The 25,173-nt window shown below is 69.7% G+C and carries 18 protein-coding genes; 10 read left to right on the forward strand and 8 right to left on the reverse strand.

Annotated features, from left to right (window positions below):
- Nucleotides 1-60 precede the first annotated feature (60 nt).
- The 3 genes from OG496_RS39760 to eccE form a co-directional block, all read right to left on the reverse strand.
- Nucleotides 61-3,222, reverse strand: coding sequence for an SCO5717 family growth-regulating ATPase (locus tag OG496_RS39760; protein WP_405974286.1), 3,162 nt, complete (start codon nt 3,220-3,222; stop codon nt 61-63).
- A 380-nt stretch (nt 3,223-3,602) separates the two neighbouring features.
- Nucleotides 3,603-4,319: a hypothetical protein gene (locus OG496_RS39765; protein WP_405974287.1), complete on the reverse strand. Its 717-nt coding sequence runs from the start codon at nt 4,317-4,319 to the stop codon at nt 3,603-3,605.
- On the reverse strand, nt 4,316-5,650 hold the full coding sequence (gene eccE / locus OG496_RS39770; RefSeq protein ID WP_405974288.1) for a type VII secretion protein EccE: 1,335 nt from the start codon (nt 5,648-5,650) through the stop codon (nt 4,316-4,318). Before eccE ends, OG496_RS39765 begins: the two co-directional genes overlap by 4 nt.
- Before the next feature lie 198 nt (nt 5,651-5,848).
- On the opposite strand from eccE, the gene eccB reads away from it, so the two are divergent.
- From eccB to OG496_RS39805, 7 genes are all read left to right on the forward strand, one after another.
- Nucleotides 5,849-7,369, forward strand: coding sequence for a type VII secretion protein EccB (gene eccB / locus OG496_RS39775; RefSeq protein ID WP_405974289.1), 1,521 nt, complete (start codon nt 5,849-5,851; stop codon nt 7,367-7,369).
- A 12-nt stretch (nt 7,370-7,381) separates the two neighbouring features.
- A complete protein-coding gene (gene mycP, locus OG496_RS39780; protein ID WP_405974290.1) occupies nt 7,382-8,647 on the forward strand; it encodes a type VII secretion-associated serine protease mycosin in 1,266 nt (421 codons plus the stop codon).
- A gap of 443 nt (nt 8,648-9,090) precedes the next feature.
- Nucleotides 9,091-9,561 (forward strand): hypothetical protein, encoded by a 471-nt coding sequence (locus OG496_RS39785; protein WP_405974291.1) that lies wholly within the window; start codon nt 9,091-9,093, stop codon nt 9,559-9,561.
- Nucleotides 9,561-11,354: a hypothetical protein gene (locus OG496_RS39790; RefSeq protein WP_405974292.1), complete on the forward strand. Its 1,794-nt coding sequence runs from the start codon at nt 9,561-9,563 to the stop codon at nt 11,352-11,354. Before OG496_RS39785 ends, OG496_RS39790 begins: the two co-directional genes overlap by 1 nt.
- A 93-nt stretch (nt 11,355-11,447) precedes the next feature.
- Nucleotides 11,448-12,659 carry a S8 family serine peptidase gene (locus OG496_RS39795; RefSeq protein WP_405974293.1) on the forward strand — a complete coding sequence of 404 codons (1,212 nt, stop codon included), beginning with the start codon at nt 11,448-11,450 and terminating at the stop codon, nt 12,657-12,659.
- A 96-nt stretch (nt 12,660-12,755) separates the two neighbouring features.
- Nucleotides 12,756-13,094 carry a WXG100 family type VII secretion target gene (locus tag OG496_RS39800; RefSeq protein ID WP_019064778.1) on the forward strand — a complete coding sequence of 113 codons (339 nt, stop codon included), beginning with the start codon at nt 12,756-12,758 and terminating at the stop codon, nt 13,092-13,094.
- A 64-nt stretch (nt 13,095-13,158) separates the two neighbouring features.
- Nucleotides 13,159-13,464 (forward strand): WXG100 family type VII secretion target, encoded by a 306-nt coding sequence (locus OG496_RS39805; protein ID WP_405974294.1) that lies wholly within the window; start codon nt 13,159-13,161, stop codon nt 13,462-13,464.
- Nucleotides 13,465-13,569: 105 nt separating this feature from the next.
- Here OG496_RS39805 and OG496_RS39810 read toward each other — a convergent pair whose 3' ends face one another.
- The 4 genes from OG496_RS39810 to eccCa all read right to left on the reverse strand — a co-directional run bounded on the left by OG496_RS39810 (nt 13,570) and on the right by eccCa (nt 20,737).
- Nucleotides 13,570-14,079: a hypothetical protein gene (locus OG496_RS39810; RefSeq protein ID WP_405974295.1), complete on the reverse strand. Its 510-nt coding sequence runs from the start codon at nt 14,077-14,079 to the stop codon at nt 13,570-13,572.
- Nucleotides 14,080-14,132: 53 nt separating this feature from the next.
- On the reverse strand, nt 14,133-16,202 hold the full coding sequence (locus OG496_RS39815; RefSeq protein WP_405974296.1) for a DUF6571 family protein: 2,070 nt from the start codon (nt 16,200-16,202) through the stop codon (nt 14,133-14,135).
- Nucleotides 16,202-16,648, reverse strand: coding sequence for a hypothetical protein (locus OG496_RS39820; protein ID WP_405974297.1), 447 nt, complete (start codon nt 16,646-16,648; stop codon nt 16,202-16,204). The genes OG496_RS39815 and OG496_RS39820 overlap by 1 nt, the downstream gene beginning before the upstream one ends.
- Nucleotides 16,649-16,771: 123 nt before the next feature.
- Nucleotides 16,772-20,737, reverse strand: a complete 3,966-nt coding sequence (eccCa, locus tag OG496_RS39825) for a type VII secretion protein EccCa (protein ID WP_405974298.1) — start codon at nt 20,735-20,737, stop codon at nt 16,772-16,774.
- A 250-nt stretch (nt 20,738-20,987) separates the two neighbouring features.
- On the opposite strand from eccCa, the gene eccD reads away from it, so the two are divergent.
- Together eccD and OG496_RS39835 are read left to right on the forward strand one after the other, a co-directional pair.
- A complete protein-coding gene (gene eccD / locus OG496_RS39830) occupies nt 20,988-22,490 on the forward strand; it encodes a type VII secretion integral membrane protein EccD (protein ID WP_405974299.1) in 1,503 nt (500 codons plus the stop codon).
- Between the two features lie 101 nt (nt 22,491-22,591).
- Complete coding sequence (locus OG496_RS39835; RefSeq protein WP_405974300.1) at nt 22,592-24,118, forward strand: PQQ-binding-like beta-propeller repeat protein; 1,527 nt, start codon at nt 22,592-22,594, stop codon at nt 24,116-24,118.
- Nucleotides 24,119-24,194: 76 nt separating this feature from the next.
- Here the strand turns inward: OG496_RS39835 and OG496_RS39840 are convergent, their stop codons facing one another.
- Nucleotides 24,195-24,476, reverse strand: a complete 282-nt coding sequence (locus tag OG496_RS39840) for a DUF397 domain-containing protein (RefSeq protein ID WP_328678178.1) — start codon at nt 24,474-24,476, stop codon at nt 24,195-24,197.
- A 304-nt stretch (nt 24,477-24,780) separates the two neighbouring features.
- On the opposite strand from OG496_RS39840, the gene rpsO reads away from it, so the two are divergent.
- On the forward strand, nt 24,781-25,068 hold the full coding sequence (rpsO, locus tag OG496_RS39845) for a 30S ribosomal protein S15 (protein WP_019064787.1): 288 nt from the start codon (nt 24,781-24,783) through the stop codon (nt 25,066-25,068).
- Nucleotides 25,069-25,173 lie beyond the last annotated feature (105 nt).

Genomic DNA, 25,173 nt, shown 5'->3' on the forward strand with positions numbered 1-25,173 from the left:
GTTCTTCTTTCTACGACGCGAAGGGCGGCCGGTGCTGGTGAGCACCGGCCGCCCTTCGCGTCACTGCTGCGGGGGTGCGGGCGGAGGGGGCGGGGTCTGGTCGCCGTCCGGTTGCGCGTAGCCCGGGTGCTGCGGGTACGGCGGCGGAGGCTGCTGACCCGAGTGCTGGGGGTACGGCGGGGCGGGCTGCTGCGCCGGGGGCTGACCCTGCTGGGGGTAGGGCTGCTGGCCGTACAACTGCTGGCCGGGGTGCGGCGGTTGGTGCTGTTGCTGCTGCGGGTAGGGACCCGGCTGGCCGGGAGCCTGCTGGCCCGGGTACTGCTGCTGGCCCGGATAACCCGGCTGTCCCTGTTGCCCGGGCTGTCCCGGCTGCCCCTGCTGACCCGGGTACCCCGGGTACCCCGGGTATCCCTGCTGGCCCGGCATCGGCGGGGCCAGTACCGGCGGGGGATTGCCGTCGCTCGTCCACAGGCCGTGCATCTGCTGGTGGCGGACGAAGTCCTCGGCGACCAGGGCCGCGAGGTTGAAGTACGACTCCCGGACCTTCGGCCGCATCATGTCGAGGTCGACCTCCGCACCGGCGGCGAGATGCTCGTCGAACGGCACGACCACGACACCCCGGCAGCGCGTCTCGAAGTGGCTGACGATGTCCTCCACCTTGATCGTCTTGCCGGTCTCGCGGACGCCGGAGATGACCGTGAGCGAGCGTGAGACCAGGTCGGCGTAGCCGTGCGCCGACAGCCAGTCCAGCGTCGTACTCGCACTGCTCGCACCGTCCACGGACGGCGTCGAGATGATGATGAGCTGGTCGGCGAGGTCGAGCACACCGCGCATCGCGCTGTAGAGCAGACCGGTGCCGGAGTCGGTGAGGATGATCGGGTACTGGTTGCCCAGGACGTCGATCGCGCGGCGGTAGTCCTCGTCGTTGAACGTCGTCGAGACGGCCGGGTCGACGTCGTTGGCGATGATCTCCAGACCGGAGGGCGCCTGGGACGTGAACCGGCGGATGTCCATGTACGAGTTGAGGTACGGGATCGCCTGGACCAGGTCGCGGATGGTCGCGCCGGTCTCGCGGCGCACGCGGCGGCCAAGGGTGCCGGCGTCCGGGTTGGCGTCGATCGCGAGGATCTTGTCCTGGCGCTCGGTGGCGAGGGTGGAGCCCAGCGCGGTGGTGGTCGTGGTCTTGCCGACACCGCCCTTGAGGCTGATCACCGCGATCCGGTAGCACGACAGCACCGGCGTACGGATCAGCTCCAACTTCCGCTGCCGCTCGGCCTCTTCCTTCTTCCCGCCGAGCTTGAACCGCGAGGGCGCGGCACCGGGCCGGCCGCTCTTGGCCTTCTGCTTCTTGTTGCTGAGCAGCCGGTCCGACGACAGCTCCACGGCAGCGGTGTAACCGAGCGGCGCGGCACCGGGGTTGGTCGGCTGCCGCTGGTCGTGCTGCATGGGCTGCGGCCAGGCGGCGCCGGTGCGGGGGTCGACCGGGGGCTGGGCGGGGGACTGGGGGTGCGGCTGCGCCTGCGGGGGCTGCGGTGCCTCGGGCTGGGCCTGCTGTGCGGGAGCGGGGGGCGCCGGGGGGAAGCCGTAGCCGCTCTGGGGGTTGGGCGGGCCCGGCTGCGCGGGTGCAGGAGGGAAGCCGTAACTACCTTGCTGGTCCGGTGCGTTGGGGGCGGGCGGGCCCTGCTGCGCCGGTCCCTGCGGGAAGCCGTAGCCGCCCTGCTGGTTCGGGGGTGCCGGGGTGGGCTGGGCCTGCTGCGCGGGCGGGAGCGGGAAGCCGTAGCCGCCGGCTTGCTGGTTCGGCGCGGCGGGGTTGGGCTGGCCCTGTTGTGCGGGTGCAGGGGGGAAGCCGTAACTGCCCTGCTGGTCGGGCGTGTTGGGGGCGGGCTGGGTCTGCGGTGCCGGTGCTGGTGGGGGTGGGAAGCCGTAGCCGCTCTGCTGGTTCGGCGCGGGGGCCGGGGGTGTGGGGGGCGGGAAGCCGTAGCCGGTGGGGCCCGCCATGGGTGTGGGCGCCGGGCCCTGCGGGGTCGGCGTCGGTGGTGCGTCCCAGGCCGCCGGTGCCGGTTGCGGTGGGTGCGGCTGGAACGGGGGTTGCTGCTGGGGCGGCAACGGCGGCTGGGCCGGGGCCGCGACGGGCTGCTGCGGCGCGGGCGGTTGGGGCGCGGCGGGGTCCACCGACAGCTGCTGAGCCTGGGGGTGGGGCTGCGCGGGCCACTGGTCGGCCGGGGCCGGGGCGGCGGGCTGGTAGGAGGGCGGCAGCGGCGGGACACCGCTCTGCGGGGCCGGCGGGGGAGCCCAGGCGGGAGGGGCTTCCTGTACGTCAGCCGGTACGTCACCGGTGGCGCCCGTGGCCGGGTCGGCGGCCTGGGGGGAGGCGGCGTCGGGCGTGGACGGCGTGGCCGGGGCAGACGGCGTGGCGTCGATGCTGCTCGGCTCGTGCTCCGGGGCGCCGGTCACGTCACCGGCCGCGTCATCCGCCGGGGCGTCGGCCGGGTCGGCGGCGGGATCCGTGTCGGGGGCTGCCGTAGAGGCAGAAGCGTCGTCGGTGCTCTCGGCGTCGGCGTCGGCGTCGGTGGAGTTCGCGGATTCCGTGGAGTCCCCGGTGTCCGTGTCGGCGACCGCGCCGTCCTCGTCCTGAGTGCTCGCCTCTGCGGCGTCGGTGCCCTCGGTGTCACCGTTCTCCGGAGCCTCGCCCTCGAACTCCGGCTCTCCTGAACCCGATTCCGCGTTACCGGTGCCTTCGGCGGAACCTTCGGCGGTGGTCGCCGGGGTCTCCGCATCGGCCTGCTCAGGTTCGGCCTGCGCCTCCGCACCCCGCTCCGCGATCTCCCGCTTCAACGAGGCGGAGGAGATCCGCATCGTCGCCCCGCTCGCGAGGTCACCATTCTCGGGCTCCTCCTCGGGGGCCGCCGGCTGCGGAACCGCCGCCGCAGGCGCCCAGCCGGCCTGGAAGCCGGAGTTGTCCGGCGGTGCCGGCACCGGGAACGCGGGGCCGACCGGAGGTGCTGGAGGCGGGGGCGGCATCGCCGTGCCGTTCGCCGGAGTCGGCGGCGGTGAGGCCTGCGCGGACGCGCCCGACGCGCCGGACGAGTTCTGGGTGTACCAGGCCGGCGGCGCGTAGTCGATCGTGAACTCGCCCGTCATCTCGATGGCGGACTCGTCGTCGGGCTGGTCATCGCCGGGCGTGGCCCAGCCCCCGCGGATCCCGTCCCGATCGCTGCTCACAATTCCTCCTGGTGTGGTCGAGCACCCTCATGTCGTTCCGGGGCGACCGCTCGTGTCGTACGGGCCCGGTCCGCCGAAAGCGTCGGGAACGGTCGGTCGGCGGCCCGAATCGATCGGATCCGCCCGGCCCGTCCCCCGAAGCGCTGTCGGCCCGGCCGCGGGCCCTGTCGTGGCGCCCGGTCCCAGCCTAATCACCACAGGCAACCTCACGGCAGGCCCGTCCACCCCTCCGCGTCCGTCCAACGCGCCCCATGACGCCCTGAACCGGCACACGTGCCCGCCAACTCCTCGCGCAAAACGGGTGATAGCGGCGCGCATCCTCTACGAAAGAGGGGGTGAAAGGGGCCTAATCATTCAATGTCGGTCAGTGGTCCGCCGGTTCAGTCCATCCGGCGTGGTGTACCCAACAATCCGATCTCGGCGTCCGTGGGCTGTGTCATCACATACTGCCGGTCGCGGTCGCCGCACCAGAGCGTGACGCCGTCCGGGAGCGTGGGCAGGGAGTCGACGTCGGCCCGGGGGAGCGCCATGGCGCGGCCCAGCTCCGCCGCCTCGTCCGGCGAGATCCGCTGCACACCGACGAGCCGAGCCTGCCGTATGAGCCGGGGTGCGACGGGACTGAGATACGGCAGCAGGGTCAGCACCGACTGCCAGGGCCCGGACACGACCCGCCCGCGCGGCGGACGCATGCCGCAGTCCCGCACCACGAGCACGGGCGTGCCCGCCGAGGCGCCCTGTGGCTGGACGCGGCCCACGTCGTACACCGCCAGGCCGTTCTGTCCGCCGCCCATGGCGTGGACCATCTGCATCCAGGCCTGTGGGCGGCCGGTCTCCACGGCGACGCGCGCCCCGGTCGCCGCCGCTCTGAGGGCGATGACCTGGGCGGTCCACAGGCCGCCGATGAGGACGACGTCGTACGGAGTGGGCCGGTTGAGGCCCAGCACCGCGGGCTGTCCCTCGGCGTCGACGCCGATCACGACGCCGTCGTCCCCGATGGGCAGCGCGAGCGCGTCCACCTGCTCGGGGGAGAGCACATGCCGTCCGTGCCGCGGACCGATCAGGCCGAAGCCGCTGCGCAGCATCTCCATCGCGGTCATCGGGCACCTCCGAGGGGCAGCGTGGCGAGCACACCCGGGAGCTGCTCGCGGTCGAGGCGGGCCAGTGCCAGGCCCGTGTGCCGTGCCGCGCCCTCCAACGCGCGCCGCGCCGCGACCAGTTCGTCGTCACTGCGGCCCGTCACCCGCAGGTGTCCGCACATCGACACCTCCTGGCGCTCCCCGCGCGCGAGCGTGAGGCTGAACGTCGTGGCGAGCGCCGGTGTGGCCGTGAGCAGGGCGATCAGCTGCGGCAACGACGGGCCGCGACCGCCCAGTTGGGGCCAGCGGCGGATCCAGTACGTCGTGTGTCTGCGGTTGTCGCAGCGCCAGCTCCGGCTGGACTCCTCGGTCCGGCGCTCCCGCGTCTCGGTCCGTCCGGCCTCCGCCGTCACCAGGGGGTTCGCGCAGGCGGAGGTGGCGAGGGCCGCGGTCAGCTCCTCCTCGTTCAGGATCGTCGTGCGGAAACCGGCGCCGGTGAGGCGGCTCGCGAGATGGTCGGCGACGCGCACGACGCACTTCTGCGCTCCGGTGAGCCCTCCGCCCCGGGCGGCCACGGCCTCCAGGCACTGCTCGGGGTCGAGCTTCAGCGCGATCCAGGTGATGCGCACCGCCGGGGCGCCGGTCTGCTCCTGCAGCGGCGCGTAGTTGGTGACGGCCACGGAGTGCTGGGGCAGGTGCAGCGCGGGCGCGGGCTGGGTGTGCAGCACGAGCTGCGCCGACTCCAGCCGGATGCCGTCAACTTCGAGCGCGTCCCGCACCAGTGCGAGCGGCAGCGGATGCCGGCTGCGGTCGGCCCGCAGCGCGGTGACATCGGCCTCGACCTGCACGACGGCGGTCACGAAGGTGCCGTCCCCGATCAGCCCGATCGGGCGCCGGTCCCGGCCGCCGTACGAGTACGTCCTCAGGGTGGGGTCGCACTCCACGGCCGGTGCGAGACCGGGCTCCGTGCCCGGCGGTGTCTCCGTGGTGGCGGCGCTCTTCTGGCGTGCCTTCAACGCCCGCGCGGTACCCAGCCATTCGGGCAGGGAGCGGCCGCGCCGGCGGACGAAGGCGAGCAGCACGAGCGCCACGGCGACGACGCCCGCCGGCACCAGCGCCATGGGGTCGATCGCCCAGCCGACGAGGAGGACGGCCGCCGCGATCTCCAGCAGGACGAGCCGTTGCAACCGGAATGCCCCGCCCTGTCCGCGGCGCGTCCTGAGATGAAGTCCGCCCGGCCCCTGGGACGGAGTGCCCGCCGCGGACGGCGGCTGCGCGGACCCCGGCCCGGGCGTCCCGGAGCCCCTCGTCCGCGACCGGTCACGAGACCGCGTCCGCGTTCCGGAAGCCATCACTCCATCCCCCCGTATTACTCACAACTCACCGCTGTTTCAGCACCACATAGGGCCCCTGAAGGTCCAGGTACCCTACCCGCTCCCCACGTCCCCGCGGATACCAGGCATAGTAGGTGCCCGGTCTGACATCGATGGGCGGGGGACGGCGGACCCCCGAGCGCTGCCCAGGCGGAACACGGGGAGAGACAGACACAGATGGCATCTCGGCGGGACCAGCTCAACGCCTACACCTTCGCGAAGCGCCGCATGCTGGCGTCCTTCGTGCAGTCGTCCCCGGACGGTTCGGAGGAGGGGGCACCGCGACCGCTGCGCGGAGTGGTGCCCGGCGTCATCGTGGGCGTGGTCGTCATGGCGGTCTTCGGCGCCTGGGGCATGTTCAAACCGACGGCGCCGCAGGGCTGGGACACCCCCAAGTCGAAGGTGATCATCGCCAGCAAGTCGACCACCCGCTACGTCGTCCTGAAGACCGACGGCAAGGCCCAGCTGCACCCCGTCCTCAACATGGCGTCCGCGAAGCTGCTGCTCAACCCCGGCCAGGGCGAGGTCGTCACCGTCGACGAGTCGGTCCTCGACGGCGGCAAGATCCCGCACGGCGTCACCGTCGGCATCCCGTACGCCCCCGACCGTCTTCCCTCGGCGAGCGAGGCGGGCGCCGAGAAGCGCTGGGCGGTCTGCGAGCGGCCGAGCGCGGGCGGCGGTTCCATCCAGAAGGCGGCGCTGGTCCTCGCGAAGCGCGACATGAAGAAGACCGAGGGCAAGCAGCGGTTGCGGGGCGGAGAGCTCCTCTACGTAGTGGACCCGGACAAGAACCGCTACGTGGTGGACGCGAGCGGCACGGCTTACCCCGTGGACAAGAGCGACGAGCTGCTGCTGCGGGCCGTCGTCGGCACCGGCCGCGTGCCCGAGCGCGTCTCCCCGGAGTGGCTGGCCACCCTGCACCAGGGCGACCCGATCGCCTTCCCGAGCATCGGCGCCACACCCGGTACGGCCGCCGGCGCCCCGGGCGAACTGGACAAGTCGACCAACAGGGCGGGCATGGTGCTCAAGGCCTCCGACGCCAGCGGTGAGCACTACTACGTAGTGCTTCCTGGCAAAGTCGCGCAGGTCTCCGCCTTCGTCGCCCAACTCCTGCTGTCCAGCAAGGATCTGGCCCCGCTCGGCCAGGCCGGTCACGCCACCGGGGTGAGCGCGGGCGAGATCACCCCGGAGGGGACCTTCGGCGCCGAGAACCGCTGGCCGACCAAGGAACCCACGGCCGTCAACGAGGCCTCGGACGCGTCCGGCAGCCGCAGCACGATCTGCAACGTCCTGGAGAAGGTCGGCGACAAGGGCGCCACCACCCTGACGACCTGGGCGGGCACCGACTTCCCCGCCCCGCTCCCCACCGACTCCACCAGCGCCTACGTCACGCCTGGCTCCGGGCAGCTCTTCCGCCAGTTCCAGGGCGAGGAGACCAAGGCCGGCCCGGTCTTCCTGGTCACCGACACGGGGCTGCGTTACGTCCTGCAGTCCAACGCCGACAGTGCCACGAACGACGCGGGCATCGGTACGACGGCCAAGGAACGCCAGCAGGAACAGCAGGAGGCCGAGCAGGCCCAGATCCGCCTCGGCTACGCCGACGTCGACCCGGCGCCGATCCCCGCCTCCTGGTCCGAGTTCCTGCCCACGGGCCCCCGCCTGTCGACGGCGGCGGCACGTCAACCGCAGGGTTCGTAGGGGGAGTCGGGCATGTCGTACGCACCTTCCCCCCGCCCCCTCCGCGCCACGGCGGCGATGGCCGCAGCGGTCGCGACCCTGGCCGTGTCCACCGTCGTCCTCGCGCCCCCCGCGGCGGCGGACGACAGCTTCTCGGACCAGTGCACGTTCCCCAACAAGGAGTACCCGGGCCGCCCTTGGGCTCTGCAACGCGTCCTCCTCGACGAGCTGTGGAGCCGGTCCAAGGGCAAGGGCGTACGGGTGGCGGTGATCGACACCGGCGTGGACGTGAAGAATCCCCAGCTCACCCATGCGGTGGACGTGAAGAGCGGCCGTAACTTCATGCCCAGGAACCTCAAGGACAGCAACGGCGACAAGATCGCGCGGGGCAGCGAGAACGGCACGACCGACACCGTGGGACACGGCACCAAGGTCGCCGGCATCATCGCCGCACGCCCGGTCGGCGGCACCGGTTTCGTGGGCCTGGCCCCCGAGGCGACCATCATCCCGATCCAGCAGAACGACGCGGACGGCCACGGCACGGCGCAGACGCTCGCGGCGGCGGTCACCTACGCGATCCAGGCCAAGGCCGACGTCATCAACATCTCGCAGGACACGTCGAACGCGGTGAAGCCGGACCCCTCCCTGGAGGCGGCGATCGACACGGCACTGTCGAAGAAGATCGTGGTCGTCGCGTCGGCGGGCAACGGTGGCCAGGGCGGCAACGTCAAGAAGACGTACCCGGCGTCCTTCCCCGGCGTCCTCGCCGTCGCGGCCTCCGACCGCAACAACGAACGCGCGTCCTTCTCCCAGTCCGGCGACTTCGTCGGCGTCGCGGCACCCGGCGTCGACATGATCTCCACCGTCCCCAAGGGCGGTCACTGCTCCGACAACGGTACGAGTTTCTCGGCGCCGTACGTCGCCGGCGTCGCCGCGCTGATCAAGGCGAAGCATCCGGACTGGACCGCCCGCGAGGTCGTCGCCCAGATCGAGCAGACCGCCGAGCGCACCATCGCCGGCCACGACCGCCTCGTCGGCTGGGGCGTCGTCGACCCGGTCCGCGCGCTCACGGAGGACGACCACCCGATCGAGTCCCCCAACCCCCAGGAAGGCCTCACCAAGGCCCAGGCCCCGTCCCCCGCGAAGCTCCAACTCGGCGAGACCGCCGACGAACACGACGCCCGCCTCGCGACGTACGTAGCCCTGGGCGCGGCCGTGCTGGTGGCGGGACTCGGCGGTACGGCGGTGGCGACGCGGGACGCGCGGAAGCGGGCGCGGAGGGTCGCGGGGCTGAACTGACGTCCGGCGGACCCACGGGTGGCGCCCCTACACCCTCCCTCTGTCTGTCAAGAGGCCGCGACCTGCGAAGGAGCAGGCCCACGGCGGAAGTTGACGGAACCGGACGACGCCATTCGCAATGGCCACGCAGCAACGACGGCTCCGCGCCACCCCTCCGCCCGCCATGACGCTCACTCACATGTGTGCGGCTACGGCGACTGAGTAGCCGTACTCAGGCCGTCGGCCCGCAGGTCACGTAGCGTCAGGGGGCCGCAGTTGCCCAGGTGGACGCGAGAGCGCGCCGTGAAGGAGCAGTGAAGCTTGGCCGAGTGGTAGCACAGCTGTCGCATAAGGCAGTTGGGACTGTCACAGGAAGCGACTAGAGTGATTGCGTTGCGGAGAGGAACGCTCACGGGGTGCAGTCGCTCAGGGGCGAGCGACGAAAAACGGGGAGGGAAGGCATCATGCTTCCTGCGGACATGACAGGCGGGGCATCACCGAAGACGGCTGCCGACCTCAAGGTCGGCGCCGACGTACTGATGACGTTCAAGCAGCGCATCGACAAACTGCTGTCCGAGTTCGAGGACTCGGCGGGCAGCGCTTCCAAGTTGGGCGCACACCGTGTCTCGCGGGCATCCCTCAGCGGCCACGGCCTCGACTTCCATGAGGCGGACGCGCTGTTCACCCAGTACCAGTCGGTCCACGAGCACATCACGCAGCTCTCCAAGACGCTGGGGCTGCAGATCGAGGCCATGGGCATCGCGACGCAGGGCGCGCAGAACGGCTTCGACAACCTCGATGACGACCAGCGACGCCGTTTCTGGGAGATCCAGGTCGAGACGGACCGCCTGTACACCGAATCCCAGGAGAAGAAGTCCGGCGAGGGCGAGCGGAAGCTGAGTGACGCCAAGAGGTCCACGAAGGGACTCCAGTAGTGAGCGGGGACGACAAGGCGCCGAAGGAGCTGACCGACCAGCAGCGTGTCGACCTCCAGGTCGGCCAGGTCGACGCACTGGCCGGGGTGTCGGAAGTGATGCACGACGCGTTCGGAGCGAAGCGCGTCCGCCTCCTGACGAACGGCAAGGTCACCGACTTCGAAGACCACAGGCTCAACCCCATGATCGACCTGGTCCACCAGTCGAACCCCGCCGACCTGGAGCACGCGGGCGAGACCTTGGCGAAGGCCAGCAAGGCGATCAACGAAGCTGCCGTGGAGCTCAGGCGTCATCTCAAGCACGCGGGTGAGGACTGGCAGGGCGACGCGGGTACGGCGTTCCAGAAGTGGGGCGAAGGCCTCGCCACGCACACCGAGAGCCTGGCCACGTACGCCGACGGCGCCGGAGTGCAGGTCACGGCCGCCGCGACGGGGCTCGCTTCGGTGCGCAGCTCCTTGCCGCCGCGGGACACGCGCCCCGTCTTCGACCAGAAGAAGCCGGGACAGCTCCCGGTACTCCAGCAGTTCGAGGGCAACAAGCAGTACACCGAGGCGGTCCAGGTCGAGAAGGACCGCCAAGAGGCGATCAACCAGATGAACCGGCTGGCGTCGTTCTACTCGGTGTCGGGGTCGGAACTGGCGAAGTTGGAGAAGGCGGCGCCGGAGCCGTATCGGGCGATGCCCAGTGTGGGGATGCGGCCGCCGGACGACAGAGTCGTTGCCAGTGGTTCCGCGAATAACTCCACCCCGAGTTCAGCCCACCAAGCAGTTGTCCGCGAGAGTGGAGGCGGCCATGTCAGTGTGCCGAGCGATGTCTCCGGCGACAATCTGCCAACTGAGCATCACCCCGCGAACACGAATCTCGACGTGCATCGGCCCGCTGTCGGTACCGAGATCAACAGCGTCGGCACGCTGCCACCGGAGACTGTAAAGCCGACGCCAGTGACTCCCACGCCGTCTGTGACAGGGCCCAGTGGTCCTTCGGGAGGGATGCTGCCTCCCTCGGGGATCGGCGCGGTACCTCCCGCCTTCGGGGGACCGGTCGGGCGCGCTGCCGGGCTTGGCGGCCGGACTCCTGGATCGACTCAAGGGCGGGTTACCACCTCTGAGGGGACCGCTGCCGGAGGCCGCACCGGACGTGGCCCTGCGGAACCGGTGGGCCGTGCATCCGCAGTTGGCCAACAGGGTGCCCGTGGTCCTGCGTCTGCGACGGGCAGGTCGCCCATGGGGCGGGGTGTCACCGGCGGTGTGCCTAGGAGCGCGGGTACGACCGGTTCACGCACAGGTGGTGCGCCGGGCGGGCGTGTGGGCGGCGTGCCCGGTCAGCCTTCGCCTCGGACCGGCCCCGGAGCCACGGGCGCTGCGCGCACGGGTGGTGTGGTCGGTGGTAGGCCTACTTCTCAACCCGGCCCGAATGCGACGGGTGCCAAGGTTCCGCGTGGCACGGTCGTCGGCGGCGGGGGAGCATCTGGTGCTCGTCCGAACGGTGAAAGGCCGGGTCAGCGCGGAGTGATTGGTGCGAACAACCCGGAGCGGGGCACGAAGCAGGGGCAGACTCAGCGCCGGTCTCCGGGTAATACGGAGGGCGTTGTCGGCGAGCCCGCGAGTCGAGGCAGCGGCAAGGATAACGGAGCAGCGTCTCGTGGTTCTGGCATGGTGTCCGGTTCTCCCGAGGGCAGCAGCCCTGATCGTGCCGCTGGCAGGACAACGCGGCGTCAACAGCACCCTGCTGAGGACAAGAAGCGCTCACGTAATGACGCGCGGCGCGGCGATGCGCCGTCGGCGACCGACTGACCGAAACGACCGAGGACGTACAGAAGCATGAAGTCAGGGACTGGCGTACGCCGCATCCGGGCCGCGCTGTGGGCGAGGAGCGCCCGGAGGCATGTGACCACCGTGGGCGCGACGCTCGGTGCTTTGGCCGTCATGTCTGTTGGGCTCGCCCCTTCGGCGGCTGCCGACGACATCCAGTCGCAGCAGTGGTACTTGGACGCGATGAATGCCCAGGGGCTGTGGAAAGCCAGCACAGGTAAGGGCATCTCGGTCGCGGTCGTCGACACTGGTGTCAACCCGGACACGAGTTCATTGAAGGGGCAGGTGCTCCCTGGAGTCGATGTCACGGAGGCCGCCGGCGATGAAACGAATGACTATGAAGGCCATGGCACTTCAATGGCCGAACTGATCGCGGGGACAGGCAGCGGGGGCGGCCTGAGAGGCGTTGCGCCGGGGGCCAAAATCATCCCGATCCGCACTGCGCTTACGGGAATCGACAAGAAGGCCGAGAAGCAGGGCGACACTACGGTGAAGGCCATCCGCGCCGCTGCCGATTCCGATGCGAAGATCATCAGTATGTCGTTCGGTGGCGATTTCCCGATTGACGGCGAGCCTGAAGCCGTGCAGTACGCGCGAGGTAAGGGAAAGCTGCTGATCGCCAGTGTGGGAAACGGCGCTGATCAAGGCGAGAATTACATCGGTTATCCCGCCAAAGACCCGGGCGTGGTCGGCGTCTCAGCCATCAACGAGAACGGCGAGGTGGCAAAGTTCTCGGAGAGCGGTGCTTACGTTGATCTGGCCTCGCCCGGCGTGGACGTGCCGGTCTGGTGCAACAACAAGTTCAAGTCCTACTGCTCCAAGAGCGCTGGCACCAGCCAAGCCACCGCCATCGCCTCCGGCGCCGCCGCCCTCATCTGGTCCGCTCACCCCAAGTGGACTGCCAACCAGGTCCTCCGCGTCATGATCGACACCGCAGGCCGCGATTGGCCGAAGAACACCCCGAGCCGGTACCTCGGTTACGGCACGATCCGGCCGGCGCAGGTTCTCCTGAAGGGCAAGGGAGACCCCGGAGCCGCCGACATCGATCCCGTCAGCAACAAGAAGACACCCGGGCTGACCACCGGCACCGCCGCCTCGCCCTCCGCCTCCGCGTCAACCTCGTCCCAGGCCCCCAACTCCACATCAGGCGGCCAGACTTCAGCCGCAGCATCGACGTCCGACTCGTCCGGCAACACCACCCTGTGGGTCGCTCTCGGAGCCGCGGCGGCCGTCGTCGTGCTCGGCGGTGGAGCCTTCGCGGTGGCTCGTTCGCGGCGAGGCGCATGAGAGCTCGTACACCGGGCTCACCCGACCAACCAGCGCTTCACCACTCGGTGTCGCGTCACAGGAACACCAACCTCTCTCGCGAAAGGGAGTGCCGAGATGGCTGACGGCCGCAAGCTTGATGACGCACATGTACAAAAGCTCCAGACGAACGTCATCGACAGGTACGACAACGTCAAGAAGCACCTGCAGAAGCTCCAGGGCTGCATCGACATGATCGAGGCGAACTGGACGGGCCACGGTGCCAACGCCTTCAAGACCAAGCAGCACGAGATCAACGACCACATGGTCGGGATCGGCCGCATGCTCGACGACTTCCTGAACGGAATTCACCTCACCAAGCAGGACAAGGACAAGTTGGAGGACGAACTCCACTCCACGATCTCCAGCATCGAAGTGGACGCCGGTGCGAAGACCTCGGCGCTCAACCTCTACTGACCGCCCCGAGCGTCGTACCCCGGACCGCGAGGTCCCTCTCACATCGTCAAGGAGATGAGGAAACATGACCGGCACGCCGCACATGCAGGATCTCGCCGTCAAGTACGGCACCCTGGACGCGCTCGCCACTGAACTCGGCAATCTGGCCAAGCAGTTGGAGAGCGACCTCACGGCCCTGAAGAAGGGCGTCCACGACGCGTCCGAGGGCTGGGCCGGTGACGCCTACGAGTCCTTCAACCGGAAGTCGAGGGAGTGGGACGGCCACACCAGCGCCATCCACCAGGCGCTGCTGTCCATCACGCAGAAGGTGCACCAGGCCGGCGGCGACTACCGCGGCGGCGACAAGAAGGCGGCCAGCTTCTTCGAGTAGTCGAGCGGGACAGACGGCCGGAGACACCGGGGTGGGCACGCACGGGAGGTGCCCACCCCGTCTTTGCGTCTCCGAGCCGCAATGCGGGGTGAGCGGGACAGCAGCTCAACTCGCCTGCTTACACCCCTGCTTGGCCATGGCCCTCGGGAAGTAGGACCCCAGGAACGAGCGCAGCGCGTCCCGCCGCTCCGAGGTCTTCGCGGGAGTCTTCTCCTGGAGTTGCACCAACGCGACGAACTTGCGCTGTCGGCCTTCGTACGTGCACGCGGCCACCGCCAGGGCTCCGTTGTCCGCCACCCTGGCGCTGTCACCGATGTCGGCGGAGGCGGGGTGGCCGAGACGTACCAGGGCCCGGTCCTGGACCTTGATGGGGTCGGTCTCCGCGGGAACGACATCGCCCGACAGGTAGACGACCAGTTTGCCGTCCACCGACAGACGGCAACGCGGGCTCTCCTGCCCGGCGTTGTACGCGCGCTGGGTGAGCTTCTGTCCGTCCGGCAGGAAGGGCGACAGAAGATCCGAGTCGACGGCCACTCCGCAGACCTTGCCCGGAACGGTGTAGGCGCGTGAGCCCGAGTCCGTACAGCCGGCCGTGGCCAGGACGAGCAGCGTCACCGCAGTAGCAGCAGCCGCCACGCGCCGCGCCGAAGGTCCTGATGCACCCTTGATCACTGATTGCCCGCCAGTCCTTGAGCCCGCGCGTTGCCGTCGAAAGCGGCACCGTTGATCTCGGAAGTGAGTGTGTATCTGTTGCTGCTGCCGTGGTTCGGATTGGCGTCGATCCACAGGTCGCTGAGCTTCTGCAACTGGTTCTCCCGTGCGGTGAACACCTCGCCGTTCTGGCGTGCGTTGTCGTCGTCGATACGGGCCTGCTCGTCCAACTGCCATTGATACGCGAGGGCATCGACACCGCGCTGGGCCGCGTCACCGACGACCGGAATGAAGTTCACGGCGCCGCCGAAGCCGTGGTAAAGCCATTTGGCATGCCACGAAGGATCATCCTTGTCGGTCGCCAGGGCCTGATAGCGGGCCTCTTCCAGGAAGCCCACCGTGTGCCCTGCTCTGAGCAGGGTCTCCTTGGGGTCGCTGGGGTGGTCCGTGTAGATGTCGCGGACCATCTCCTTGTTCAGGCCGTCGTTGAGGATTCCGTAGGCGTGCTGGTCCCGCGAGACCTGTTTCGTCACTTCCAGTAGTTGGTGCCGGTCGAGCTGGCGGGGGTCACCGGGATCGTCCGCTAGTGAACTCGCCGTGTTGTGCACCTCGTCGCCGTAGTTCACCAGCACTTTCGCCATGTCGTCGCGCATCTCGGGGGCGAAGTCGTCACCCGTGCCGGAGATGATTTTCAGCGACCGGTCGAGGACGCTCCGGTTCTCGGCGCTGTGTTGCACCGGAACGGCATGGGGGTCGTTGGGGTTGACACCGGTGGCCGCGGCGACGAGCGCGTTTCCGGTGGCGTCGCGTGACTGGTTTCCGTCGTGACTGTTCAACGGTGTGTCGTCGAACGTGGGGCGGTCTTTGAGAACCCATTCCGCGTTGTCCTGGGGCTGGGTCTCGTTGAAGAACGCGGTCGCGGCATCGGGGCTGTTCGACAGGGCTGTCATGAAACCGGTCATCGGGTCCCGGCCGAAATCCTCGCCGATGAAATTCATCTTGGGCATGAGCGGCCCACCGCTGCCGTTCCAGTAATGGTCGGGAAGCTGCATCTTCTTCTCGGTCGAGACGAGAGCGTTCCCGTACCTGTCCAGGAACGCGTCATCGTAGTCACCCACGCGCATGAGATTGCTCATGAGCTGGAAGCCGTAGACCTGCGTCCCACGGGTCTGAATACGGTCGTCCGCCAGGTTGACCATGCCGTCCTCCCACTGCCGCATGGCCGGTGAGTCCGAGCGTGTCGCTCCGGCGAGGGTGAGGCCGAGGTTCTTCTGGAGATCGCCGAGTTGGTCCAGGCGGGCCCGCTGGAGATCGCCTCCGTCGGAGGGATCGGAGAGGTCCGCCCAGAAGTCCAGCACGCCTTTCGGGCCCAGCGTGGTGGCGAACTTCTCCTGGAAGAGGGGATCGTTCTTGTATCCCGCGAGCTGCCGGTTGAGATCGTCGAATTCCTCAAGGGACATGGAGTCCCCCTTGGTCTTGATGAGATTCGCGTATTTCTCGGCGTCCTTGAGTGCCTGCGCGGCGGAGTCCCGGTCCTCGTACGCCGCGCCGGAGAAGCCGTACTCGGCCTCGTCCGCTATCGCCCGCAGCGCGTCGGAGGCGGTGTCGTCGCTGTGGGTCGCCCTGCTGAGGAGGCGTTTGACGTCCTCGCACAGTTCGTCCACGTCCTGTTGGCTGTGCTCGGGAACCGTGGTCCCCTTCGCGGTGCGGTCGGGGTGGATGTTCATGGTGACGGTGAAGGAGCCTTTGCCGGTGTCCATCACGGTGAGGTTCTTCTTGAGACCCCGGGAGATCGTCTCGACCAATTGGTCGTGGTAGCCGACGAGTTCGTCGTGGGTGTCCTTGAGAATGTTGTAGATCGTCGTCGCCTGGGTGTGGGCGTCGGTGAACTCACCGGCCGTCTTGGTGATGAACTCGCGGGAGACGGTCGCGTTGACACCGGACCAACTGGCTTTGTCGGCCAGCCCCTTGAGGCCTTCACGCGCGTCCTTCTCAAGGGCTTCCAGGTGTTTCACCACACCGGACCAGTCGTCTATGGCGGTGCCGAGCGAGGCGAAGTTCCCGAACCGGAGCGTATCGAGGTCCATCAGTGACCCGTCCCTTCACTGAAACCCTTGTCCAGTGTCGAGATGCTGCTGATCTGGCCGGATATGTAGAACTCGTCGCCCTGGTGCGCCTTTTTGGTGTAGTCCATGTGGTTGGAGATATGTGCGCACGCGTCGAGCAGACTCGTGAGCTGCTCTTCCCACCGCTGCTGTACGTGGTCCACCGCCCCGCCGAGCCTGAACCCCTGGGTCGTGAGATCCGAGGCCGCGGTCTGGCTGCTCGACCAGGCGTCACGGCCGTACCGGCCCAGATCCTGCCAGAGCTTGAACGCCCGGTCGCCGATCGCCGCCAGATCCTTGTTGTTGACGGTCAGATCACCTTGCGGTGTGCTGCCGCCGCCGTCTGCCGGAAGCTGATTGAGCTGCATGCGTGCGGACTGCTTCCGCGCTGCCTGACTCTTCAGCTGTTCCCACTCGTCCCATGTCACGCGTGGACCCCTTCCCCGTGCCCCCGTAGGACCCCGCCCGTCGGACGGGACCAGTCCGTCAACCTACCCAACAGGCCGGTCAGGAGCCCTGGTTCAAGGGACCGGACCGGCCTCGGCCGACCGTCAGTACACCGTCTCCGGCAGCAACCCCGTCTGCACCAACGGCTTCCCCCGCTTCCGTGACACGAACACCCCTCGTCCCGCGGGCATCGGCCGGGGCCGCACCCCGCCCAGGACGTCGCCCTCGCCGGGGTCGCCCGCCAGGACGACGCCCTGGGCGCCCAGCTCCTGCATCCGCTGCATGAACGGCTCGTACGCGGCGCGTCCGGCGCCCGCCGTGGAGCGGGCGATGATGAAGCGGACGCCGACGTCACGGGCGAACGGCAGCATCTCCGTGAGGTTGCCCAGCGGGTTGCCGCTGGACGTGGAGACGAGGTCGTAGTCGTCCACCACGACGTACACCGTCGGGCCCTGCCACCAGCTCCGCTCGCGGAGTTGCCGGGCCGTGACGTCTGCGGTCGGGGTACGGCGCTGCATCAGGTCCGCCAGGGCGACCATGTGATGGTCCATGGCGTTGGACATGGGGATGTACTCGGCGAGGTGGGAAGCGGGCGTCGCGTCCAGCAGGGAGCGCCGGTTGTCGATGACGAAGAGCTTCGCCTCGTCGCCGGTGTACCGCTCCGTCAACTGCTTGACCAGCAGCCGCAGCAGGTTCGACTTGCCCGACTCGCTCTCGCCGAAGACGAGGAAGAACGGGTCCTGCTCGAAGTCGACGAAGACCGGCTCCAGATTGTTCTCGTCGATGGCGAACGCGACACCGCGCTGCGGAAAGCGGTCGCCCGGCGGCAGCTGTGCGGCGGCCAACTCGCGCGGCAGCAGCCGTACTTCGGGCGCGCCCGGCGCCTCCCAGTGCCGGGACACCTCGGTCGCCAGCGCCTGGGTGGCGTCGGCCAGGTCCGTGTCCGAGACCAGGCCGTCGATGCGCGGCACCGCCCCCATGAAGTGCAGCCGCTGCGGCGACACACCGCGTCCGGGGACGCCGGTCGGGACGTTCACCGCCACCTTGCGGTCGATCTCGGAGTCCATCGTGTCGCCGAGGCGCAGTTCGAGGCGGTTCATCAGGTGGTCCTTGAGGTTCGCGCGGACCTCCATCGACCGGGACGCGGTGAGCACCAGGTGGATGCCGAAGCCCAGGCCGCGCGCGGCGATGTCCAGCACCGCCGCCTCCAACCCCTCATAGTCCGCACGGAAGTTGCCCCACCCGTCGATGACGAGGAAGACATCGCCCCAGGGCTGGTCCGTGACCGAGATCTGGCCGCGCGCCCGGCGGGACCGGAACTCCGCGATCGACGGGATGCCCGCAGCGCGGAAGTACTCCTCGCGACGCGTCATCACGCCGTACACCTCGGAGACCGTGCGCCGGACCTTCTCGGGGTCGAGGCGGGAGCCGATGCCGCCCACGTGCGGCAGACCGGCCACCGAGGACAGACCGCCGCCGCCGAAGTCGAGGCCGTAGAACTGGACTTCGTGCGGGGTGTGGGTCAGGGCGAAGGCGCAGATCAGGGAGCGCAGGAGGGTGGACTTGCCGGACTGCGGGCCGCCGACGATCTGCATATGGCCGGCCGCGCCCGAGAAGTCGGTCCACAGGTGGTCGCGGCGCTGCTCGTACGGCTTGTCGACCAGGCCGACCGGGACCACCAGCCGGCCCGCGCCCTCGTAGCCGGGCTGGGTGAGTCCGCGGCCCGGCACCGCCGTGAGGCCGGGCAGGAGGCCGTCCAGCGAGGGCGGGCTGTCGAGCGGCGGCAGCCACACCTGGTGGGCCGCCGGACCCTGCGCCTCCAGCCGGCGCACGATGACGTCGAGCACCGTGTCGGCGAGCGCGTCGTCGATGTCCGGGGACTCGGTGCGCTGCTGCGGCACCGCCGTGTACCGCACCGGCACCTCGGCCGCCGTGAACAGCACCGGCTGCCGGTCGACCGGCAGTTGACCGGCACCGAACGACGCCTGCGGGGAGCCCGAGCGGTAAGTACCGGACACGTAGGCGGCCTTGAACCGCACCATCTCGTCCGTGCCGTACTTCAGGAAGCCGGACCCGGGGACGTTCGGGAGTTCGTAGGCGTCCGGCACGCCCAGCGCGGCCCGCGACTCGGCCGCCGAGAAGGTGCGCAGACCGACGCGGTACGACAGATAGGTCTCCAGACCGCGCAGCCGGCCCTCCTCCAGGCGCTGCGAGGCCAGCAGCAGATGCACGCCGAGCGAGCGGCCGATCCGGCCGATCTGCACGAACATCTCGATGAAGTCCGGCTTGGCGGTGAGCAGTTCGCTGAACTCGTCGATCACCAGCACCAGGGAGGGGATCGGCTGCAGCGGGGCGCCGGCGGCGCGTGCCTTCTCGTAGTCGTGGATGTTGGCGTAGTTGCCCGCGTCGCGCAGGAGTTGCTGGCGGCGGTTGAGCTCGCCGCGGATGGAGTCGCCCATGCGGTCGACCAGCGTCAGATCGTCCGCGAGGTTGGTGATCACGGCCGCCACGTGCGGCATCTGCGCCATGCCGGCGAAGGTGGCGCCGCCCTTGAAGTCCGCGAGGACGAAGTTCAGCGTCTCCGAGGAGTGGGTGACCGCGAGACCGAGGACCAGGGTGCGCAGCAGCTCGGACTTGCCGGAACCGGTCGCGCCCACACACAGCCCGTGCGGGCCCATGCCCTCCTGCGCGGCCTCCTTGAGGTCGAGCATCACGGGCCGGCCGTCCTCACCGAGCCCGATCGGCACCCGCAGCCGCTCCGCCAGCGAACGCGTCCGCCAGGTGCGCTTGGTGTCGACGGAGGCCGCGTCACCGAGGTTCAGCAGATCGGTGAACTCCAGGTTGGCGAGCAGCGGTTGGTCGTCGTCCCCACCGGACGCCATCCGCAGCGGCGCCAACTGCCGCGCGAGCGCCTCGGCGGACTCGTACGACAGGGCGTCGGGAGTCCCTTCGTAGACGTCTCCGTGACCGGACTCCAGATGCAGCGACTTAGGCTGTACGACGATGGAGAGCTCGCCGCGGACCGCGGCCGGTTCGCCGGGGACGACGTCGACGAGCGTCACACCCTGCAGGCCCTCGGGGTTGGCGAGGACCGAGTCGGGGGGCAGGGAGACCCCGTCGAGGACGACGACGATGTGCGGCTCGTCCGGCAGCGGTGTCGCGTCGGGGTGGAAGCGCGGCCGGCCGGTCAGCCGGGCGGAGATCAGGTTCTCCAGCTCGCGGAGGTCGCTGTCGATCAGCCGGCGGCTGCCCGCGCCGTCCGTGGCACCGGGAGCCTGCGCGTGCGGCAGCCACTTGGCCCACTCCCAGTGGGGCAGGGCCTCCCTGGCCGCCGCGACCACGATCACCAGGTCCTCGGGCGAGTGCAGCGCGGCCAGCGAACCGGCCAGGGCCCGCGCGGAGGACCGTACGGACTGCGCCTCGCCGCTGATGGTGAGGTAGGAGAAGGCGCGCAGGGAGACCGCCATCGGCAGGTCGTCGAGGGTGCCGTGGACGGACAGGAAGCGCTGCATCGCGCCCGCCGTCAGCGGCTCCAGCTGCTCGACCCCGCCGGTCTCGGGGGCGATGAGCGGGGTGGCGAGCGACTGCCGTCCGAGGCCGATGCGCACCTGGCCGAAGTCCTCGTCGCCCGGCCGCCGTTCCCACACCCGGCTGCCCTCGGCGACCAGCGCCCAGAGCTGCTCGGGGGAGGGGTGCAGGTAGTACTGCGCGTCGCGCTGTGCCCGGGCGGTGTCCAGGGCGGTCCGCCGGGTCTGCGCCAGGTAGCGCAGATAGTCGGTGCGCAGATCCGCCAGCTGGCCCTGGTTGCCGCGGCGGAAGCGGACCACCATCGCGATGGACATGGCCACCGTCGAGACGATCATCACCATGCCCATGATCTTCATGAACGGCTGTCCGCTCGTGAAGAAGAAAACCACCGAGCCGCCCATGCCGAGTGTCGGCAGCAACTGCATCAGGACGCTCTCCTGATGCCCCCGAGGCAACTCCGGCGGCGGTTGCAGGACGATCTCGTCCGTGGGCACCTCGGACGGCAGCGCGCGCGGCGGGCGCTTGACGACGATGTGGCTCACTGCTCACCAATTCCCTTGCGCGGCCCCGGGACTACCGTCCGCCACCCCGTGTCAGGCGGACGCAGGCCGCCGCGCGATCCTACTGACTTCGTGCGGGACGGGTGAGCGGTAGGGTGCCGGATGTTCGCGTGAGCACACGCCAACCACGTTGGGAAAACAGGGCATTCCGCGCGATGTGAAGGTATGCGGAAGGCACCGCGCGACACCTTCACGACGCAGACGCACCATCACCATTGAGGGGGATCAACAGGTGAGCATCACGGCCTCCGCGGCGGGCGGGCCCGGTACCGGAGCCCCTGTCGGCACCGGACCGGGGCTCGGTTTCTGCCGGGTCACGATCGTCGCGCCCGACAGCCGGATCGACGTGGCACTGCCCGACGACATTCCGGTCGCCGACATCTATCCGGAGATCCTCAGGCTCTCCCGGCAGAGCCCCGCCGAGGGCGCCCCGGTCGGCTATCACCTGGTGCGCCGGGACGGCACCGTCCTCGACAGCTCCCGCACGTTCGCCGGCCAGCGCATTCTCGACGGCGAACTCCTCACCCTGCGCCCCTTCTCCGAGTCGCTCCCGCCGGCCGTGTTCGACGACGTGTCCGAGGCGGTCTCGGCCGCGGTGACCCGCGAACACACGCTGTGGGACGGCGAGTTGACCCGTGCCGCCGGCCTCGTCGGCGGCGGTGTCCTGCCGGCCCTGCTCGCCTTCGTCGCCTGGACCGCCGACCCGCGCCACGACATGAACAGCCTGCCCGGCATCCTCGCCGCGGTCGTCGGCGTCCTGCTGGTCGTCCTGGCGTGCGTCCGCGCACGCGTCTACGACGACCGGTCCTCCGCCATCGCGCTGGGACTCGGCGCCCTGCCCAACGTCGGGGTGGCCGGCTCGGGCCTCCTGCCGCTCACCGACGGCCAGGGGATCGGCAAACTCCAGTTCCTCCTGGCGTGCGCGGCCGTGCTGGTGGCCGCCGTCGTCCTCACCCTGTGCTCACCCGGCGGGGACGCGCCGTTCGTCGCCCTCGTCTTCGCGTCCGCGGTCGGCCTGATCGTCGCGTTCACCGCGATCCGGGCCCACTGGACGCCGTCCGAGATCGCCGCCCTGTGCGCCCCGGTCGCGGTCGGCGCGCTGGCCTTCCTGCCGGGCCTCTCGATGCGCTTCGCCCGCCTGCCGATCGGCTTCGACCCCCCGAACACCGCCCCGCGCAGCGCGTACGGCGCCGAGCCCGCCGCTCAGGAGGCGGTCGACACCGAACGCGTCGCCGCCCAGGCACGCCGCGGTCACGAACTCCTCGTCGGCCTCGTCGGAGGCTGCGCGGTCACCGCCGTCGGGGCCACGGCCGTCCTCGGTTTCTCCGACGACGTCTGGGCCCAGCTGCTCGCCCTCGCGACCGGTGTCGCGCTGCTGATGCGCGCCCACCTCTTCCGCTACACCGCCCAGGTCGCCCCCGTCCTGGCCGCCGGACTCGGCTCCCTCGTGCTGCTCGGCCTGGGCCTCGCGCTCAACCCGCCGAACTCCCTGATCCACGAGGCGCTCCACGGCGACCGTGGTGGCCTGGACATCCGCACGGTCTGGCTCGTCGCGGCGATCGCGGCGGCCACCGCACTCGTGACCTCGATCGGCCTGATCGTCCCGCGCAGCGGTCTCACCCCGTTCTGGGGGCGTTTCCTGGAGATCGCCGAGGGCTTCGTCCTGCTGACGCTGGTGCCGCTGGCACTCGCCGTCTTCGACGTGTACGCGACGGTCCGCTCGCTGACGAGCTGACGCGGCGTCACCGACAGCCGAAGAGAAGCAGACGTACGACGACGTACCAGCGATGAAGACGACGTACTACCGATGAAAAGGCGCCGAAAGGATCCGCCCGCGTGAGCTTCGGCCCACCCCCCTCCCAGTACACCCACTCCGTCCTCACCCAGAACGACCAGCACAAGAGGCGTCGCCGGAACCGGCTGCTCGGGCTGCTCGCGGTCGTCCTCGTGGCGGCCGTGGGCACGGCCGGCCTTCTCGCGGCAAGGGGCGACGACAAGAAGAAGGCGACGACCGACAACGCCCCCGCGGCGAGCCTGGGACGCCTCGACGTCCGGGACACGGTCGAGAAGAAGCCCGCCACCACCACCGGCGACATGGCGTTCCGCTTCTCGATCGACGACGCGGCCGCCGGCGAACACACCGAGATGCCCGGCACCTGGGCCACCGACAAGATCCTCGCCAAGGGCATCAACCAGACGCTGGTCGGCTTCAGGACGGACACCGACGCCGCACCGGGCGACGAGGTCTGGAAACTCCGCCTGGCCGGCCCGATCTGCGGCTACACCCGCCGTGTGACCGGCGAGAACCGTACGGCCGTGGTCTTCAGGGACAGCAAGGACAAGGCGTCCCTCTGCGACCACGTCGCCTTCTTCGACCTCGACGACGGCAAGCAGATCTGGGAGCACGAGTTCCCCGTCTCCACCATCGGCGACGAACCGGGCACCCCGACGGACGGCGCCACCCAGGACACCCCGAGCGTCACCCTGACCCACGCCACCGTGACCGTCACCTGGGGCGGTGGCACGGACGCGTACGACATGGACTCCGGCGAGCGGACCTGGCGTACGACGGAGTCCGGCTCGTGCCAGGACATGGGGGCCGCGGGCGGACGCGCCCTGCTCGTGCGGCTCGAATGCTGGGACGACAACACGACCGCAGCCTCCTGGCAGACGATCACCTACAAGGTGCGCAAGGTCGATCCCGGCACGGGCAAGGAGAAGTGGACGTACGCCGGGACCAAGGGCCTCCGGGATCTCGAACTGCCGTCGAGCGATCCGCCCGTCGTGGCCATCTCGGCGGGGGAGACGGGCTTCACCGAGCTGCTCTCCCTGGACGACCGGGGCACAGTGCGCGCCACGATCGGCCTGACCAGCGGAAGCTACGTCGGCGACTGCTCCGACCAGGTCGACTACCTGGTGATCGACGACTGCCAGACGATCGCCGTCGGCCTCGGCCAGGTCTTCGTCCGGAGCAAGGAGGCGGGCGCCCCGCACAACTCGAACTGGATCATCGGCTTCGACCTGGCGACCGGGAAGACGACGGAGAAGTTCGAGTCCGGGCCCAACTCCCTGCTGTACCCGCTGCGCGTGAGCGGCAGCCGGCTCCTCGCGCTGCGGATGAGCGACGACCGCATCTCGCCGTCGGCACTCGTCAGCCTCGACCCGAGGACCGGCAAGGAGACCCCGTACCTCTACTTCGGGGTGCCGTCGGACGCCGACACCCTCACAACCCTCGACGCGAACGACATCCTCGTCCAGGACGGGCGGCTGTTCTTCGCGGCCCACGCGGCGGACGGTCCCAGCAGCGGCAAGGCGTGGACCTGGCTGGTCCTGGGCATCGGGAGCAGCGCCACGAAGCAGTGACGGCAAGGTGCAGTGATGGCAAAAGGGGCGGCACGCGTGCGCGTGCCGCCCCTTCTTCGTGCGTACGGCCGTACGACTACTGCTGCTCCTCCGGAGCCGGCTCCAGATCGAACTCGCCGTCCCGTGCGCCCAGCACGAAGGCCGTCCACTCCGCCTCCGTGTACCGCAGCACGGTGTCCGGGTCGAGCGACGAGCGCATGGCGACCGCGCCGTCGGGCAGGTCGGCGATCTCGACGCGCTCCTCGTGGTCCTCCGTGCCCGGCGCGCTGCGCCACTCGACACCCGAGATGTCGAGGGCGTACAGCTCGTCCCGCTCCCGCTCCTTGCGTGCCTTGATCTCCTGCTCCGTCTCCGCCATGGCGAAGCGACCCCTTCCGGACGAACCGACGTGTTCCACGCTTCCATCCACGGAAAATTCGTTCCATCCATGGATGGAGATCACCCTAGTGGCCGTATCCGCCCCGGTCAGGGCCCTTCACAGAGCTGGACCGAGGTGTCCCCTCAGGCTGGTACGCTGTGTAGCGGCCGTTTGTGTACGCACCCCCGGAGCTCACCGCTCTGGAGGCAGCGCCCAGCGGATCCCGCCTCCCGAGTTTTGGAAGCTCCCCTGAGAAGTGGACCAGGGGCACTCGGTGGCACATCTCAGACTACGAGGAGTACGCGTGTCGCTCGACGCCGCTACGAAGAAGCAGCTCATCAGTGAGTTCGGTCAGAAGGAGGGCGACACCGGCTCCCCCGAGGTCCAGGTCGCCATGCTCTCGCGCCGGATCTCGGACCTGACCGAGCACCTCAAGACCCACAAGCACGACCACCACTCCCGTCGTGGTCTGCTGATCCTGGTCGGTCAGCGCCGCCGGCTGCTCCAGTACCTGGCCAAGAAGGACATCCAGCGCTTCCGTGCGCTGGTGGACCGCCTGGGCATCCGCCGCGGTGCGGCGGGCGCCAAGTAAGACGCCGTGAAGGGAGCGGTTCCCGAAACGATCGGGAGCCGCTCCCTTTGCCGTATGTGCGGATTGCCCGTACGTGCGGAAACGTGCGGAGTGTCACTCACGCTT

This window comes from Streptomyces sp. NBC_00988 (assembly GCF_045162645.1).
In the GTDB taxonomy this organism is placed as follows: Bacteria; Actinomycetota; Actinomycetes; order Streptomycetales; family Streptomycetaceae; genus Streptomyces.

What these genes read in the sequence shown, in the direction of transcription:
- OG496_RS39765 (WP_405974287.1), bottom strand. Translation starts at nt 4,319, where the DNA reads ATGACCGCGATGGAGATGCTGCGCAGCGGCTTCGGCCTGATCGGTCCG.
- eccE (WP_405974288.1), bottom strand. Translation starts at nt 5,650, where the DNA reads ATGGCTTCCGGAACGCGGACGCGGTCTCGTGACCGGTCGCGGACGAGG.
- eccB (WP_405974289.1), top strand. Translation starts at nt 5,849, where the DNA reads ATGGCATCTCGGCGGGACCAGCTCAACGCCTACACCTTCGCGAAGCGC.
- mycP (WP_405974290.1), top strand. Translation starts at nt 7,382, where the DNA reads ATGTCGTACGCACCTTCCCCCCGCCCCCTCCGCGCCACGGCGGCGATG.
- OG496_RS39785 (WP_405974291.1), top strand. Translation starts at nt 9,091, where the DNA reads ATGCTTCCTGCGGACATGACAGGCGGGGCATCACCGAAGACGGCTGCC.
- OG496_RS39800 (WP_019064778.1), top strand. Translation starts at nt 12,756, where the DNA reads ATGGCTGACGGCCGCAAGCTTGATGACGCACATGTACAAAAGCTCCAG.
- OG496_RS39805 (WP_405974294.1), top strand. Translation starts at nt 13,159, where the DNA reads ATGACCGGCACGCCGCACATGCAGGATCTCGCCGTCAAGTACGGCACC.
- OG496_RS39815 (WP_405974296.1), bottom strand. Translation starts at nt 16,202, where the DNA reads ATGGACCTCGATACGCTCCGGTTCGGGAACTTCGCCTCGCTCGGCACC.
- OG496_RS39840 (WP_328678178.1), bottom strand. Translation starts at nt 24,476, where the DNA reads ATGGCGGAGACGGAGCAGGAGATCAAGGCACGCAAGGAGCGGGAGCGG.